Source organism: Bacillus sp. DX3.1 (assembly GCF_030292155.1).
GTDB lineage: Bacteria > Bacillota > Bacilli > Bacillales > Bacillaceae_G > Bacillus_A.
In genome coordinates this window covers 925031-940393 of record NZ_CP128153.1, presented here as the reverse complement: position 1 = coordinate 940393, position 15363 = coordinate 925031, and the positions used below count along the sequence as shown (strand labels likewise).

Annotated in this window: 13 protein-coding genes; 4 read left to right on the top strand and 9 right to left on the bottom strand. The window is 37.7% G+C overall.

Annotated elements, in window-relative coordinates; genetic code table 11:
• Positions 1–365 precede the first annotated feature (365 nt).
• The gene (locus tag QRE67_RS04605; RefSeq protein ID WP_286123742.1) at positions 366–1238 is read right to left on the bottom strand and encodes a Cof-type HAD-IIB family hydrolase; all 873 of its coding nucleotides are present in this window, start codon (positions 1236–1238) and stop codon (positions 366–368) included.
• Between the two features lie 134 nt (positions 1239–1372).
• On the opposite strand from QRE67_RS04605, the gene QRE67_RS04600 reads away from it, so the two are divergent.
• Entirely contained in the window at positions 1373–1987 is a 615-nt protein-coding gene (locus QRE67_RS04600) for a DNA-3-methyladenine glycosylase (RefSeq protein WP_286123741.1), read from the top strand.
• A 38-nt stretch (positions 1988–2025) separates the two neighbouring features.
• On the opposite strand, the gene QRE67_RS04595 is transcribed toward QRE67_RS04600, so the two are convergent.
• On the bottom strand, positions 2026–2382 hold the full coding sequence (locus tag QRE67_RS04595) for a YlbF/YmcA family competence regulator (protein ID WP_286123740.1): 357 nt from the start codon (positions 2380–2382) through the stop codon (positions 2026–2028).
• 355 nt (positions 2383–2737) lie between these two features.
• Positions 2738–3874 (bottom strand): DUF445 domain-containing protein, encoded by a 1137-nt coding sequence (locus QRE67_RS04590; protein ID WP_286123739.1) that lies wholly within the window; start codon positions 3872–3874, stop codon positions 2738–2740.
• A 366-nt stretch (positions 3875–4240) separates the two neighbouring features.
• Here QRE67_RS04590 and QRE67_RS04585 point away from each other — a divergent pair, with 366 nt between their 5' ends.
• On the top strand, positions 4241–5632 hold the full coding sequence (locus QRE67_RS04585) for a YheC/YheD family endospore coat-associated protein (protein WP_286123738.1): 1392 nt from the start codon (positions 4241–4243) through the stop codon (positions 5630–5632).
• A 16-nt stretch (positions 5633–5648) separates the two neighbouring features.
• Here the strand turns inward: QRE67_RS04585 and QRE67_RS04580 are convergent, their stop codons facing one another.
• Positions 5649–5894 (bottom strand): hypothetical protein, encoded by a 246-nt coding sequence (locus QRE67_RS04580; RefSeq protein WP_286123737.1) that lies wholly within the window; start codon positions 5892–5894, stop codon positions 5649–5651.
• A gap of 343 nt (positions 5895–6237) precedes the next feature.
• Here QRE67_RS04580 and sasP point away from each other — a divergent pair, with 343 nt between their 5' ends.
• Entirely contained in the window at positions 6238–6441 is a 204-nt protein-coding gene (sasP, locus tag QRE67_RS04575) for a small acid-soluble spore protein, SasP family (RefSeq protein ID WP_286123736.1), read from the top strand.
• Between the two features lie 44 nt (positions 6442–6485).
• Here sasP and QRE67_RS04570 read toward each other — a convergent pair whose 3' ends face one another.
• The 5 genes from QRE67_RS04570 to QRE67_RS04550 form a co-directional block, all read right to left on the bottom strand.
• Positions 6486–7220, bottom strand: a complete 735-nt coding sequence (locus tag QRE67_RS04570) for an amino acid ABC transporter ATP-binding protein (RefSeq protein ID WP_286123735.1) — start codon at positions 7218–7220, stop codon at positions 6486–6488.
• Between the two features lie 31 nt (positions 7221–7251).
• Entirely contained in the window at positions 7252–7953 is a 702-nt protein-coding gene (locus QRE67_RS04565) for an amino acid ABC transporter permease (RefSeq protein ID WP_286123734.1), read from the bottom strand.
• Positions 7940–8737: an amino acid ABC transporter substrate-binding protein gene (locus tag QRE67_RS04560; RefSeq protein ID WP_286123733.1), complete on the bottom strand. Its 798-nt coding sequence runs from the start codon at positions 8735–8737 to the stop codon at positions 7940–7942. Before QRE67_RS04560 ends, QRE67_RS04565 begins: the two co-directional genes overlap by 14 nt.
• Positions 8738–9285: 548 nt before the next feature.
• Complete coding sequence (locus QRE67_RS04555; protein ID WP_286123732.1) at positions 9286–11286, bottom strand: ABC transporter ATP-binding protein; 2001 nt, start codon at positions 11284–11286, stop codon at positions 9286–9288.
• On the bottom strand, positions 11283–13037 hold the full coding sequence (locus QRE67_RS04550) for an ABC transporter ATP-binding protein (protein WP_286123731.1): 1755 nt from the start codon (positions 13035–13037) through the stop codon (positions 11283–11285). The genes QRE67_RS04555 and QRE67_RS04550 overlap by 4 nt, the downstream gene beginning before the upstream one ends.
• A gap of 789 nt (positions 13038–13826) precedes the next feature.
• Between QRE67_RS04550 and QRE67_RS04545 the strand changes: the two genes are divergently transcribed.
• On the top strand, positions 13827–15266 hold the full coding sequence (locus QRE67_RS04545; protein WP_286123730.1) for an NADP-dependent glyceraldehyde-3-phosphate dehydrogenase: 1440 nt from the start codon (positions 13827–13829) through the stop codon (positions 15264–15266).
• The last annotated feature ends 97 nt before the right edge of the window (positions 15267–15363 follow it).

Sequence of the window (15363 nt, the reverse complement as noted above, 5' to 3'; positions counted from 1 at the left end):
CCTTTTCATTTGTAAACTCTCTTTAGTTTACTTGAAGGGCGTTTACAGGTCAATACAGAAGCTTTTACCTCATTTTTCCCGAAGAAAAGTAGTGGGATTTTTGTAATCTCAAAACTTATGATTAACTTTCTGATCCTACATAAAACCCTTCCTTTTAGGTGGGAGAGAGCATCCCAGATCCTTTTCCTGCCCCATACCAAGTGAAAACAAAGAGAGAAAATGAGTGCAGGTCACCTTTTGTTATCCATAGCCACGGCTATATGCCGAAAAATCATAATGGATTTATATATCGATTATGCGATAATACGTTCATAAAAAAACATCTCCGAGAAGTAGCTATCAGGCTACTTCTCGGAGATACCCTTTCACCATTTATTAGCCTGTGTATGGTTTTTGAGAAATGGCAGTGGAAATTGCTTTCGAAAATGTTCTTTAATCATATACTCTACTCCATTTTCACTATTGGAACGTGTAATCCAGTCCGCTGCTTTTTTCAATTCAACTGGTGCATCTCCCATTGCAACTCCTAATCCTACACTTTCAATGACATCTAGATCTTCTAAGCTATCACCAATTGCTACCATTTCATTTAACTCTATTCCAAGGTGCTCTCCTAGTAATTGTAAACCTCTTAATTTCGATACATGCGGCGGAAGAATTTCTACTTTTCCCCTATCGCATTCTATATACTCTACATCTTCAAACGCTTTACGCAATGTTTTAAGCGCTCGTTCTTTTTCTCCTCTGCTTGTAAAGACAACATCAATCTTTGGAGCAGCAACAGGCTGATCACGGAGTGCGTCACCTAATGAATCCACAAATTGAACAGGATAAAAAAGCGGATCTGTACTTGATAATACAGTGCGTGCAATTAAGTTTGATGTATTGCGCTCACGGTTACCAATAGAAAAGCGTTCATGTGAAATACGGATATTACACTCAAAATGTTCAAGTACTTGCACCATATTAAATGTTTTTTCCTCAGATAATCGTTTTTGGATGAACGGTTTATCTAATGAAGCGGAAATAAAGGAACCGCTATGCGTAACTAATATCGAATCTAGCTTTAACGATTTTGCTATTTTATGAGCAGATTGAAAGTTACGACTTGTAAACAGCGTAACGTATACACCTTTTCGTTTCACAAAATCAATGGCTTCTCGTGTTCCTTTTGGTATCTTTCCATTTTTCTGCAGCAATGTTCCATCTATATTAAGAGCCAATAAGCGATAAATCATGTCGCATTCCCTCCTCTTAGCTGCTTTTACTCTATCCATAATTTATGAAATTAAATTGTTAATTAGAACGAGTTGGAATCTCTGTGGAAAATTTGGTTTAATATAGATAGCCAATCGGTAAAGGAGCTACGAATATGAAAGCCCCCCTATCTTTTTATGAAGGCGATACATTAGAAGTTGCCAAAAGATTACTTGGTCATAAACTTGTCCATATCGTAGATGGTATAGAGCGAAGTGGAATGATTGTAGAAGTAGAAGCATATAAAGGTCCCGATGATAAAGCTGCACATAGCTATGGCGGAAGACGTACAGATCGAACAGAAGTTATGTTTGGTTCACCAGGACACGCTTATGTCTACCTCATTTACGGTATGTATCATTGCTTTAATATCATCACGGCCCCAATTGGTATTCCGCAAGGCGTACTTATTCGCGCATTGGAACCAACACAAGGTATTGAAGAAATGAAGGTTGCACGCTACGGTAAAACTGACATTACGAAAGCACAATATAAAAATTTAACGAACGGACCAGGAAAACTCTGCCGTGCAATGGGTATTACTTTAGAACAAAGAGGTTTATCACTGCAAAGTGATGAACTGTATGTTGATGTTATCCCAGAAGAAGAGCATTTATCTTCTCGATATGAAATTGTCTCTGGGCCACGTATTAATATTGACTATGCGGAAGAAGCTGTTCATTATCCATGGCGCTTTTATTTCAAGCAGCATCCGTTCGTTTCTAAATAAAAAAGACGCTTCCTCTTTATGAGGAAACGCCTGTTTTATTAAGCTTGCATATATGCACTATATAATTCTTCAAGTGGCTTCATGATAATTTTGTTAATATCGCCGATTACAACATTTAAACGTTGCTCTGTTTCCATTAACTTTACGATTTTTGGATTTTGTTGAATAAGTGCTACAACTTCTTGTGCTTTTTTGTTATCTTCTTCTGTGATTTCTTCACCTTGCATCATCTTTTGTTGTAAGCCCATTTGCATTGTACGGAAATGGTCAAATAATTGTTTTGAATCCGCATCTCCTTGTACTTCTGTATAGCTTGCTTTTAGAGCTTGGAAATCTGCATTTTCTGTAATTGCTGTTTGTAATTCATATGCAACATCATGAATATTCTTCGTCATTTTATATTTCCTCCTTTAGCGGGCTAGAGCTATCATACACTCTGTGCAACCCTTTGGGTACTTTTTGATATGTACCTTCTTACAATATCAAACTATGCATGAGATGTGAAGAGGTTTCACTTTCTTTACATCTAGCCGCAGAATAGAATATATATAAATCCATTTTGATTTTTCGACATATAGCCGCGGCTATGGATAACAAAAGGTGACCTGCACTCGTTTTCTCTCTTTGTTTTCACTTCACATGGGGCAGGAAAAGGATCTGACCGCTTCTATGCATGGCCGAATGCTCTCTCCCACCTAAAAAGAAGGGTTTTATGTCGGTTTTTTAATTTGTAATTATATAGCACATAAATCAGGATAGGAACAGTAATAATACACCTTGTACAAGCCCAATTGTCCCTCCTAATAGCGCTCCTAAATATGTAATCATCTTCAGTTCACTCTTCGTAATCGATAACACAAGATCTTCTAATCGTTCTGTTGAAAATGTAGATACTTCTTGTTGCACAATCTCCGCTAAATGCAAGCGCTCTAGAACATTTCCCACATTGCTTATGCCCCATTTCAAGCCTTTTTGCACTAGCTTCGGAATCATATTTTGGACAATCTCTTCTCGCACAGGCTCACATGCTTTTCGAACAGATTGATTTAAGAAAGTACCTACTGTTTCTTCGACTTTTATCGTGGATATCATTGTTTGTATAACCGCCTCTTTTGATACAAAAGACTCCAGTTCTTTCACTTCTCGCCCTTTCCATTTCTCCCATTCTTTTCGCAACACATCGTTTAGCAACTGCTTCGTTCCGTCTTGTTGTAGAAACTTAATAACTTCTGGCTGCAGACGATCCACTAGACTTACATTCCCTAAAAACATACCGACTAAATTTAATAACGTTCCTCGTGAAGCAAAAAAGTCATCGATCATTTTTGAAAGACGTTGTTTTCCTTCTGCACTTTCAAAAAATTCAATTCCTTTTTTCACAATGAAAGAGGCTATCCTTGGAATAGTTTGCTCCACTTTTTCATGAACCGAAGTGGGAAGAGCTTGTTCCCATGTATATGTATAATATTGCGATAAGAATACATCAATCTTTTCCGCAATGATTCTTTCAATTTGTTGGACGGCACGGCTCTCTACATATCCCATTTCCCATTTTTCTAATACGTCCCGTAATGTTTGCTCATTCATGAAAAACTTGTCCATTTCTGTTTGTGTCCAGATCATCAGTTCCCGCTGGAAGTCTTCATTTGTTAATTTCTTTTCTATCCCTTCCGGTGTTAACAAATGATCGACAACCATTTTCCCTAATTGAACTGCTAATTCATCACGACGTTTCGGAATCAATCCCGGTGTAAACGGCACTTGAAACTTTCCAATATAAACGGGGCGATGAGGACGAAATAACATTTTAATCGCTAAATGATTCGTAAACCCACCAATCACCGCTCCTATGCCCGTCGTTGTTACTATACTTAACCACATATTCATTACAATACCAACCTTCCATTTCTCCAATATACACACATTTTACTACAATATTATAATCCATTCATTTTGATTCTCTATATGATCCCGCTCTACAACATAATTCAATTCTTAATGAGAAGCAAAATAGATAACCGCTAACAGCTTAGCTGCTTAAAAATGATAGAAATTTTACTCCATATCATTTCCAGCACACACCCAGCAGAAAATAGCATATCGTTATGCGGACAACAGTATAATGTTATGGAAGTATGTTTGCAAGGCATATATAACGTAAAACCGCCCATTTGGCAGGATTACAAGTCCCACCTAACAACTATACATACATGCATGTACGCCTCATTATCATACAAAGGAGGGAGAACTGGATTGAAAGATCATATTTACACATTAAAAATTTCTAAAGATCAGCCGCTATCTCTAACACTACCCTATATATTTTCTAATACTTCCTCTCTTCAATCTCTTTCTTTCGGAACACGTTATATGGCATGTAAGGATATTCAAATTCGTTACACATATTCTCATGAAATTATACTTGGTGAACAGATTGCGAAAGCACTTTGTCTTCCATTCCCAACTAGCATTCATGCTTTCATTCAAAATCAAACACTTATATTTGGGCCACTGATTGGCATTTTCACAACCGGTTTTACCGAATCAGCATCTGATCCCATTGGAAACCGTTCGATTACACTTGGAGATTTACTGACTCCATCTGACTCGCTATGTCCATTCGTATTTTTATTTGGTGCACAACATATCAATTGGGAAGAAGAAACAATTGATGGGTACTTTTTCAAAGACGGAAACTGGATACAATGTAACGTTCCTTTTCCAAACGTCATTTATGACCGATTACCCAACCGCCAAGCAGAGCTTTACAAACCAATTTCTCGGAGTAAAAAGCGATTGCAAACAGAATATGCGATTCCATGGTTTAACCCAGGTTTTTTTAATAAATGGGATATACATCAACTTCTCGCAAACGAAAAAACAGTCTCTTCCTTGTTACCAAAAACAGAAATGTTTCGGCATTTCGAGCAAGTAGAACGTTTCTTATCCAAATACAAACATGTTTATATGAAGCCCATACATGGTAGCTTAGGAAAGAATATTTATCAAATTTTCTATTCTTCTGCAGAAAACAGCTATTATTGTCGCTACCGCGAAGGTGAGCAAAATAAATTACGAAAATATTACTCGTTAGAAACTTTAATGAATCATGTGATGCGAGGACATAATTTAAAAACGTTTATTGTACAACAAGGAATTTCATTAATGCGCGTTAACGGGCAACCTGTTGATTTTCGGATTCATACAAACAAAAATCGCTTTGGCGCTTGGACAGTCAGTGCCATCGTTGCTAAAATTGCGGGAAAAGGAAGTATGACAACTCATATTAATAACGGAGGAGAAATAAAGCTACTTCAAGACATTTTCCCAAACACAACAGATCGCATCGGGAATACAAATCAATTAACATCTGCTGTGCTGCAGCTCAGCACCATGTTAGATCAGGGAATCGAGGGCTTTATTGGAGAAATTGGATTTGATATCGGATTTGATAAAGAAGGTCAAATTTGGTTATTTGAAGCAAATTCCAAACCAGGAAGAACTATGTTTCAATGTGAAAAATTACAAGAAAGCAGCCAGCTGACGAGACAATTATTTTATGAATATGCGATGCATTTAGCAGAACACTCTTTCAAACGTCCTGAAGAGCTGTTTCAAGAAGATGAAACTTCCACCTTACCTTAGAGGTGGAAGTTTTACGTTACACAAGCCTCACTGTTATTTCCGTTTGTTCTTCACACGCCCCGCAATAAAAAAAGTGAATGCAATATCGCTGAGAATTGTTTGATGTTAAACCGTCTACTGCTATTAATAAATCTTGATCCATATATGCGTTATAAGGATCTATATAATCCACAACTTTACCGTAATCTTGGAGTATATTCGTACAAGCTTGACAAGTATATGTTTGATTTTCCAGTGCATTACAAAGCGGACACATCGCCATCTACATTCCTCCAAACACAATTCACTGTATACCGTATCAAAGTTCTAAAAAATACAGAAGATAAGTGGTGAATGAAACACCACACTGACAGAAGTTTCACGCGATATTCACGATTAGTGTAGCCTTCTTTTACAAAAATACAACGATACTTCATTTTGTTCTCTCTAAGATGTATTTTTACAAAAATTACAAATTTAAAATCTGCATATCTCTCTACGTATCATCCATACTATGAATACATTCACCTCAAACGATGGATTAGCGCCAAACGGGGCGATTCTGGTTCAAGTCCAGCTAGTCCAACCAAAAAAAATCTCTTATACCCTAAGGAGGATATATTCCTATGGCAAACCAAAATTCTTCAAATCAATTAGTAGTACCAGGTGTATCAGCTGCAATCGATCAAATGAAATACGAAATCGCACAAGAATTTGGTGTACAATTAGGAGCTGATTCTACAGCTCGTGCAAACGGTTCTGTTGGTGGAGAAATTACAAAACGTTTAGTAGCAATGGCAGAACAAAGCCTTGGCGGATTCCACAAATAAATATATATGGCAAAAAAGGTCTCAAGCATTCGCTTGAGACCTTTCTATTGAAGCATTTGTAAAAACTTCTTCGTCCGCTCTTCTTTTGGAGTTGTAAACACTTCTTCTGGTGTGCCTTGTTCTACGACAACACCACCATCCATAAAGATAACGCGGTTTGCAATTTGATGGGCAAAGCGCATTTCATGCGTTACGATGACCATCGTCATTCCTTCTTTCGCAAGTTCTTTCATCACCTTTAACACTTCTTGCACAAGCTCAGGATCTAGCGCTGAAGTTGGCTCATCGAATAATAGAACTTGCGGCTCCATCGCAAGCGCACGGGCAATCCCAACGCGCTGCTGTTGTCCACCTGAAAGCTGAAATGGATATAAATCCAATTTATCTCCTAGTCCAACTTTTCCAAGGACGGATGTCGCCTTTTTCTTTGCTTCTTCTTTCCCCATCTTTTTCACTGTAACAAGCCCTTCCATTACATTTTGAACGGCTGTTAAGTGAGGAAATAAATTATGATGCTGAAATACCATACCTGTTTGTGTACGAAGTTTTACAATATCGCTCTTCGTTATTTTTTTAGAGAAATCCAGCTCTTCATCACCGATGCGAATGATGCCAGCATTCGGTGTTTCTAGTACATTGAGGCAACGTAAAAATGTTGTTTTACCAGATCCAGATGGTCCGATAATTACGACAACCTCACCTTTATCCACTGATACATCTATCTGCTTTAGTACGGTATTATCACCGAAACTCTTTTGTAAATGTTGAATTGAAATCATAAAAACAAAAACTCCTTTTGTAAAAGGATAATTATTTTAGCGTATAACGTTCTGAACGCTTTTCTAATATTTGCTGTACGATAGAAAGTAAGAAACAAATTACCCAATAAATGAGACCTGCTTCAAAGTACACAATTAAAAATTCATAATTCATCGCTGCAATTTCCTGCGCTTTTCGAAACATTTCTGTTACTAAAATTAAAGATGCTAATGAAGTGTCTTTAATTAAACTAATAAATGTATTCGAAAGTGGCGGAATCGATACACGTGTTGCTTGTGGTAAAATGATGCGCTTTAATGCTTGAGGATACGTCATCCCTATTGTATACGCTGCTTCCCATTGCCCTTTCGGAATCGATAGGATAGCCGCACGAATAATTTCAGATGCATACGCACCAACATTTAATGAAAATCCAATAATAGCTGCTGTGAATGGTTCAATCTCAATATGCAGTGTTGGAAGTCCATAGAAAATAATAAACAATTGTACAAGAAGTGGTGTTCCGCGAATAATAGATACATAGATACGAGCGATCCATTGTAAAATGCGACTACTTGAAATACGTCCTAAAGCTGTAAGCGTCGCTAATATAAGACCAAGGATAAATGTAATAAGCGCTAATGGAATTGTCGTGAAAAGAGCTTCCTTCAGCATAGGCATGAAGGAAGTTTGCATAATATCTACCCAAACCGATAATCGATCTGCACTGATAATTGCACTACTTAGATACATCTTCACCAAACCATTTTTTCGCTATTTTGTCGTACGTACCATCTTTTTTCATATCCTCTAACGCTTTATCTACCTCTTGTACAAGCTTATCGCTGCCTTTGCGGAATAAGAATCCACTTTGTGCTGCTTCTTTTTCTGTAGCAACAATTTTAATATTCGCATCTTTTTTCGTTTGTAAATAGTTTAATACTGATAAACGATCATTGATTGTGAAATCAACACGCCCTGTATTAAGTAGTTCTACTGCTTGGCTAAAGCCTTCTACACCAGTGATTTCCGCACCATTTTTCTTTGCAAGATCAGCGTAGTTACTAGTTAAAGATTGCGCTGCTTTTAAGCCTTTTACATCTGTAAATGAAGCTGGCTTATCTTTATCCTTTGCAACTACAAGAGCTGCTGAAGAAGAAATATATGGTTTAGAGAAATCATATTTCTTTTGACGATCTTCACGAATCCCAACTTCGTTTGCAACCATATCAAAACGTTTTGCATCAAGTCCTGCAAGTAAGCTGTCCCATTGTGTTTCTTTAAACACTGGTTTTACACCTAAACGTTTTGCAACTTCTTCTGTTAACTCAACATCAAATCCAGTTAATTTTCCACTCTCATCATGGAATGTAAACGGCGGGTATGTACCTTCTGTACCAACAACAATTTCACCGCTTTGTTTTATTTTTTGCAATGCATCTTGACTCGCTGTATCTTTTTTCTCTTCTTTGCCGCAGCCCGCTACAATACCGACCGCAAGCGTGGCTACTGCAAACACTGAAAATAATTTTTTCATGATATTAATCCTCCAAGTATTCTGATAGGAATTTAAAAGCTATATTGATTGTATGCAATCCTGAATCATTTTTCAATGAAAATGTTCGTCATTAGTGTATCCTTTTTCTTCATAATCAAACAAAAGGGTGTAAAATCATAACATACAAAAAATAAGTAACATTTTTTAATATAGCATTTATAAAGAAAAAGGTAAAACAATACTGCCTTACCTATATAAAAAAGAACTTGCTAAACAAAGCAAGTTCCTTTAAGAGTCCCATACACAATATCTCATCATCCTGCACAATCATAAAAAGAATGCAATGTTACATGTAACTGATGAAGTGCAACTTTAATCAGTGGGAGCTTTCTTCATCCCCACTGATCATTGACCCTCACCAATCGGGCTTTTATGGACAGTTTATCCCCCACCTAACTTCTTTGCTTTCTACCGAATTTTTAGGCGTGAGTATTACTGCCTGTAAATAGCGGGATAATTCTTCCACAACCATTCCCCCCTTTCTCCAAAATATCATATGGACAAAGGGAGAAAACATTTCATGAACATTATGCACTGTGACTTCCTTCGATCTGTGTTTTATACATTTCGTAATAACGACCCTTTTTCTGCATTAATTCTTCGTGTGATCCTTTTTCAAGAATGGTCCCTCGGTCAAGAACAATAATTTGATCGGCACTCTTTATCGTTGAAAGGCGGTGGGCAATGATGAATGTTGTTCTTCCTTTCTTTACAACCTCCAATGCTTGTTGGATCATCGCTTCTGTCTCTGTATCAATACTTGACGTCGCTTCATCTAAAATTAAAATAGCCGGGTCGAATGCTAAAGCTCGTGCAAATGATATAAGCTGTCGTTCTCCAGTAGAAAGTGTATTCCCTTTTTCGGTAACTTCCTCTTCTATATGATTTGCAAATCGCTCTGCTCCCACATCATGAAGTGCTTTTACAATTCTATCTTTCGAAATTTTCGGATGTTCTAGACTCACGTTCGATGCAACCGTTCCTGTAAATAAGAACGGATCTTGCAGTACAATTCCCATATGCTCACGCAGCGCTTGTTTTGGCATATCTTTTACATCACGCCCATCGATTGTAAGTTTTCCTTTTTGGAATTCATAAAACTGAAAGAGCACGTTCATAATCGAGCTTTTTCCTGATCCAGTATGACCGACCAATGCAACTGTCTCTCCCTTTTTCGCTTCAAAAGAAATGTTTTTTAACACTTCGTCTTTTCCGTTATAAGAGAAGGAAACATCATCAAATCGAACATGACCTCTAAGACGTGGTATGTGTTCTTCGTGCACAGCTTCTCCTGTTTCATCCAACAACTCAAATACGCGCTCTGATGCAACGCGTGCTTGCTCTAAGTTTGCAAGCTGATTCACCATATTCGTAATTGGTGAAAAGAGTCGTGTTAAATAATCTACAAAGGCATATAACACCCCTAAAGAAATAAGGCCTGTAGCGCTTAAAGAAGCACCGCCAAAATACCAAATCACCGCTGTAAAAGCAATATTACGAAGCACCCCTACTAAATTGTGCGATGTTGCTGCATTTAAATTTAAAATTTTGTTTTGATACTTATAGTAGTCTTCATTTAATTCTTCAAACTCTTCTTTTGTCGCGCGCTCTTGACGAAATGCTTGAATAATTGGCATCCCTTGAATTGATTCATTCACTGTACCATTAATATCTGATAAACGAGAGCGCATTTTATGATTGTATACAGAAGCATACTTTCTATATATAATAGCCCACACAATTAAAATTGGTACAATGAGTAAACACATGAGCGCCAGCTTTATATCAAGCAAAAATAAAGCAGCAAAAATCCCGATAATGTAAATAAAACTAGAAATAAATGTTGCTAAAACCGTTACATATAACTCCCGAATTGCCTCTGTATCATTCGTTACACGCGATACAATTTTCCCCGCTGGTAAATGGTCAAAATAACGAATCGGCAATGTTTGAATATGCGAAAATACATCTTCACGCATAATTTGAATAATTTTATTAGATGCTTTCTGTAAATAAAACTGCTTACCATATGCAAATAATGACACAATCAATAATAAGGCAAAGTAACCTCCGCCAAGCAGGAGTAACCTTTTTATCTCCGGTTCATAAAACGAATACACTTCCGCCCCTGTTAACATTTTTGCTTTATACACTTGCGTTGCTTTTCCGCTTTGAACGGTAATGATATCCCCTTTTATAGAACGTGCTCCTTCAAAGGAAATCTTATTTGGGACAAAATAATACTTAAAGCCAATTTGTATCACTCGAACTTCCTTTCCTTTTTGTTCTCCTTTTTCAAAACGATCACTTCGCTTATACCAAGTGCCATTATAAGAAACGGCATCTTCACCTTTCACCGTTTCATGCCATGGTTTCTCTATTCCGACAATATGATCATCAATCATCGTCTTCGCAACAAATGGACCTGCAAGCTCAGCAATAACGAAAATCAACAACATAGCAAGTGCAGCAATAATGGTTGTTTTTACTTTCATTGCATATTGAAATAACCTTTTTCCGACACTCATATTTTCACCTCACCCTCTATACTTTCTCCTTGCTGTCTTTCGAATTGTTCTGCATACCAACCCTCTTCATGAACGAGCCTGTCATGTGTTCCCTCTTCGATAATCTCACCATTATCCATAACGAGAATCCAATCAGCATGCTGCACTGCAGATAGGCGATGCGTTGTAATAATCGTTGTTTTCCCGCTCCGTTCTCTTCTTATATTTTCAATAATTGCCGCTTCTGTACGAGCATCAACAGCAGATAAAGAATCATCTAAAATTAATATTTCTGGATTTTGAATCACTGCGCGTGCAATCGAAATTCGCTGCTTCTGCCCACCGGATAAAGAAACACCCTTTTCCCCTACAAGCGTCTCTAATCCTTCTGGAAGAAACTCTAAATCCTTTTTAAACGCAGCAATTTCAATTGCCTTTTGAAGCTCTTCTCTACTTGCCTCTCTGTTCCCAAATAAAATATTTTCACGCGCTGTTTTTGAAAATAGAATATGTTCTTGCGGTACATATCCAATCCAGCCTAGTGCATGATCAATTGGTATTTCACCTAGTGCAACACCTGATACCTTAATTTCTCCTGTTCCAAGCGGGTATTGGCGAAGAAGTTGACGAACAAGTGTCGTTTTACCACTTCCGGTTTTCCCAACGATTCCAAGTGTCTCTCCCTGCTTTAATGAAAAAGAAATATTTTTCAGATTGAGCTCTGACGATGTTGGATATAAAAAAGATACCTCATCAAAATCAACATACTCCGGCTTATATACATGCGCTCGTTTTTTCATATTTTTCACATCAGGCTCATACGCTAATGTTTCATTTACACGATCAAGCGAGGCATTTCCGCGCTGCATCACATTAATTAATTCACCGATGGCAAACATCGGCCAAATCATCATCCCAAGATAGATGTTAAAGGAAACAAGTTCTCCCAGTGTAATTTTCATTTGAAATACTAAAAACGCTCCGTATACTAAACCAATTAAATAACTAAGTCCAACAAGCATTTTGACTGTCGGCTGAAACAGTGCGTCAATTTTTGCCACTCTCATATTTTTCTCGTACACATCTGTTCCTAAGTGATGAAACCTTTGTTCATCAGCTTTCTCCTGTACATATGCACGGATCACACGAACACCTGCAATCGACTCGAGTACTTTATCATTCATATCCCCAAAAGCATCTTGGGCAATCGTAAAGCGTTCGTGTAATTTCTTCCCATATATATTCATGGCATACGCCATAATTGGGAGCGGTAAAAGCGCAGCAATCGTCAGCTGCCAACTAATTGAAAATCCCATCATGAACACAATCGTCAACATATATAAACTGGAATCAAGAAGTGTCAATATACCAAACCCTGCAGTCATGGCAATCGCTTTTAAATCATTTGTAGCCCGTGCCATTAAATCACCGGTACGATTCTTGTGATAAAAAGTTGGCGTCATTTTCAGCAAGTGTCCCATAAACTTGGAACGCATCGTTTTTTCAAGTACGAATGCCCCGCCAAATAATTGTTGTTGCCATACATAGGTGAGCGCATACCCTCCTATCGTTACCCCAAACAGGATCCAAACATAATTCATAATCACCGCACTCGTTAAAGCTCCTGCCTTTATATCATCAATTGCTAAGCCGAGTACCTTTGGGGGAACAACTTCAATTGCATTTACAATTAAAAGCGCCCCAATCGCTATACTATACCTTTTCCAATGCGCTTTAAAAAACCAAGCTAGCTTTTGTAATACTGAAAACAATATAATCTCTCCCTTCCAAATCTCGTTTTATCCCATTTCCATTATCCGGTATCAAAAACTCCTGCTTTTACATTTCGAAGACCGTATTGTTTCATCATTTTCCCTTCCTTTCTATATTCGATGTAGTATGAAAACCATACAAAAAGTATGGGAACACCCAAAAAAGGGACAAAAAAACGCATACCGCCGCTTGACGATATGCGAAAAACGCATAAAAGCGTACGTTACGATATACGCAACGTACGCTTTTTCAAAAAACAAAAAAGCTCTATCTTTCCGTACAGGTTGCGTAATGATATGGATATTTCACTCCAGGTAATATAGCTAAGCCAGTCAAATTTACAACTACAATCATTACGCACACCTCCTTGTTTTTATTTTCCATTTTTAATTTTATAACTTTAGAGACTTTTCTGTCAATTATTTTTTTAACAATTGTATCAAGTGAAATTTTAATCAGTGGGGGTTTTCTTCATCCTCCACTAATTATTAGCCCCCACCTAGCTTCTTTGGTTTCTTTAGAATCTTGAGGTTGGGGTATTACTGCCCGCAAATAGCGGAGATAAAGTTTCTACAATCTAAACGAACTTAAAAATGCGTCTATTGATACTATACAGATTACCCTATATTTCACGTGCAAATAAGGTTAACTACCGCATGAAAAGGCATACAAAATAAATTTCATATGAGTAACCGTTTTCACAAACATTTTGTTTGAAAAATATTCTCAAACGCCCTACAATCACCATATACTCACTCTTACAAGTTGCTATTTTAGGAGGACTAATCATGACAACTAGCAATACATACAAATTTTATTTAAACGGTGAATGGAGAGAAAGTTCATCTGGACAAACAATTGATATCCCATCACCTTATTTACATGAAGTAATCGGTAAAGTACAAGCAATTACTCGCGGAGAAGTTGATGAAGCGATTGAATCTGCAAAACAAGCGCAAAAAGAATGGGCTGAAGCGTCTCTTCAAGATCGCGCAAAATATTTATATAAATGGGCTGATGAGCTCATAAATATGCAAGATGAAATTGCTGATATTGTAATGAAAGAAGTCGGTAAAGGCTATAAAGATGCGAAAAAAGAAGTTGTTCGTACAGCAGATTTAATTCGTTACACTGTAGATGAAGCACTTCATATGCATGGCGAAAGCATGATGGGAGATAGCTTCCCTGGTGGATCTAAATCCAAACTTGCTATTGTTCAACGTGTTCCGCGCGGCGTAATTCTAGCAATTGCACCATTTAACTATCCTGTAAACTTATCTGCTGCAAAACTTGCACCAGCTCTTATTATGGGAAATGCTGTTATCTTTAAACCAGCAACACAAGGCGCGATTAGCGGTATTAAAATGGTTGAAGCACTTCATAAAGCGGGTCTTCCAAAAGGACTTGTAAACGTAGCAACAGGACGCGGTTCTGTCATTGGTGACTACTTAGTAGAACATCCTGGCGTAAATATGGTATCGTTCACAGGCGGTACAAATACAGGAGCTCACTTAGCGAAAAAAGCGGCTATGATTCCACTTGTATTAGAGCTTGGTGGTAAGGATCCTGGTATCGTACGCGAAGATGCTGACCTACAAGAAGCTGCAAGCCATATCATTAGTGGTGCATTCTCTTATTCAGGTCAACGTTGCACAGCAATTAAACGCGTGCTTGTAAATGAAAAAGTAGCAGACGAACTTGTAAGCTTATTAAAAGAACAAGTGGCTGCATTATCTGTCGGTTCTCCAGAACAAGACAGCACAATCGTGCCATTAATCGACGATAAATCTGCTGATTTCGTTCAAGGATTAGTTGACGATGCAGTAGAAAAAGGCGCTACAATCGTGATCGGTAATAAACGTGAACGCAACTTAATTTACCCAACATTAATTGACAATGTTACAGAAGAAATGAAAGTTGCTTGGGAAGAGCCATTCGGCCCAATTCTTCCAATCATTCGCGTTTCTTCTGATGAAGAAGCAATTGAAATTGCCAATAAATCAGAATTTGGTCTGCAAGCAAGTGTCTTCACAAAAGATATTAATAAAGCATTTGCAATTGCAAACAAAATCGACACTGGCTCCGTTCAAATTAACGGACGTACAGAGCGTGGCCCTGACCACTTCCCATTCATCGGTGTAAAAGGTTCTGGTATGGGTGCACAAGGTATTCGCAAGAGCCTTGAATCTATGACACGCGAGAAAGTAACTGTACTAAACTTAGTATAATTTTTCATATAGAAGCTGAGCCAAGAGACCACTTGTCGTGGACTTTTGGCTATCAGCTTCTTTTTTATTGTAGAAACACGAAAACACAACAATAATA

Excerpts from the sequence above, each read along its gene's own strand:
- QRE67_RS04605 (WP_286123742.1), bottom strand. The coding sequence starts at position 1,238 with ATGATTTATCGCTTATTGGCTCTTAATATAGATGGAACATTGCTGCAG.
- QRE67_RS04600 (WP_286123741.1), top strand. The coding sequence starts at position 1,373 with ATGAAAGCCCCCCTATCTTTTTATGAAGGCGATACATTAGAAGTTGCC.
- QRE67_RS04595 (WP_286123740.1), bottom strand. The coding sequence starts at position 2,382 with ATGACGAAGAATATTCATGATGTTGCATATGAATTACAAACAGCAATT.
- QRE67_RS04590 (WP_286123739.1), bottom strand. The coding sequence starts at position 3,874 with ATGAATATGTGGTTAAGTATAGTAACAACGACGGGCATAGGAGCGGTG.
- QRE67_RS04580 (WP_286123737.1), bottom strand. The coding sequence starts at position 5,894 with ATGGCGATGTGTCCGCTTTGTAATGCACTGGAAAATCAAACATATACT.
- sasP (WP_286123736.1), top strand. The coding sequence starts at position 6,238 with ATGGCAAACCAAAATTCTTCAAATCAATTAGTAGTACCAGGTGTATCA.
- QRE67_RS04570 (WP_286123735.1), bottom strand. The coding sequence starts at position 7,220 with ATGATTTCAATTCAACATTTACAAAAGAGTTTCGGTGATAATACCGTA.
- QRE67_RS04565 (WP_286123734.1), bottom strand. The coding sequence starts at position 7,953 with ATGTATCTAAGTAGTGCAATTATCAGTGCAGATCGATTATCGGTTTGG.
- QRE67_RS04560 (WP_286123733.1), bottom strand. The coding sequence starts at position 8,737 with ATGAAAAAATTATTTTCAGTGTTTGCAGTAGCCACGCTTGCGGTCGGT.
- QRE67_RS04555 (WP_286123732.1), bottom strand. The coding sequence starts at position 11,286 with ATGAGTGTCGGAAAAAGGTTATTTCAATATGCAATGAAAGTAAAAACA.
- QRE67_RS04545 (WP_286123730.1), top strand. The coding sequence starts at position 13,827 with ATGACAACTAGCAATACATACAAATTTTATTTAAACGGTGAATGGAGA.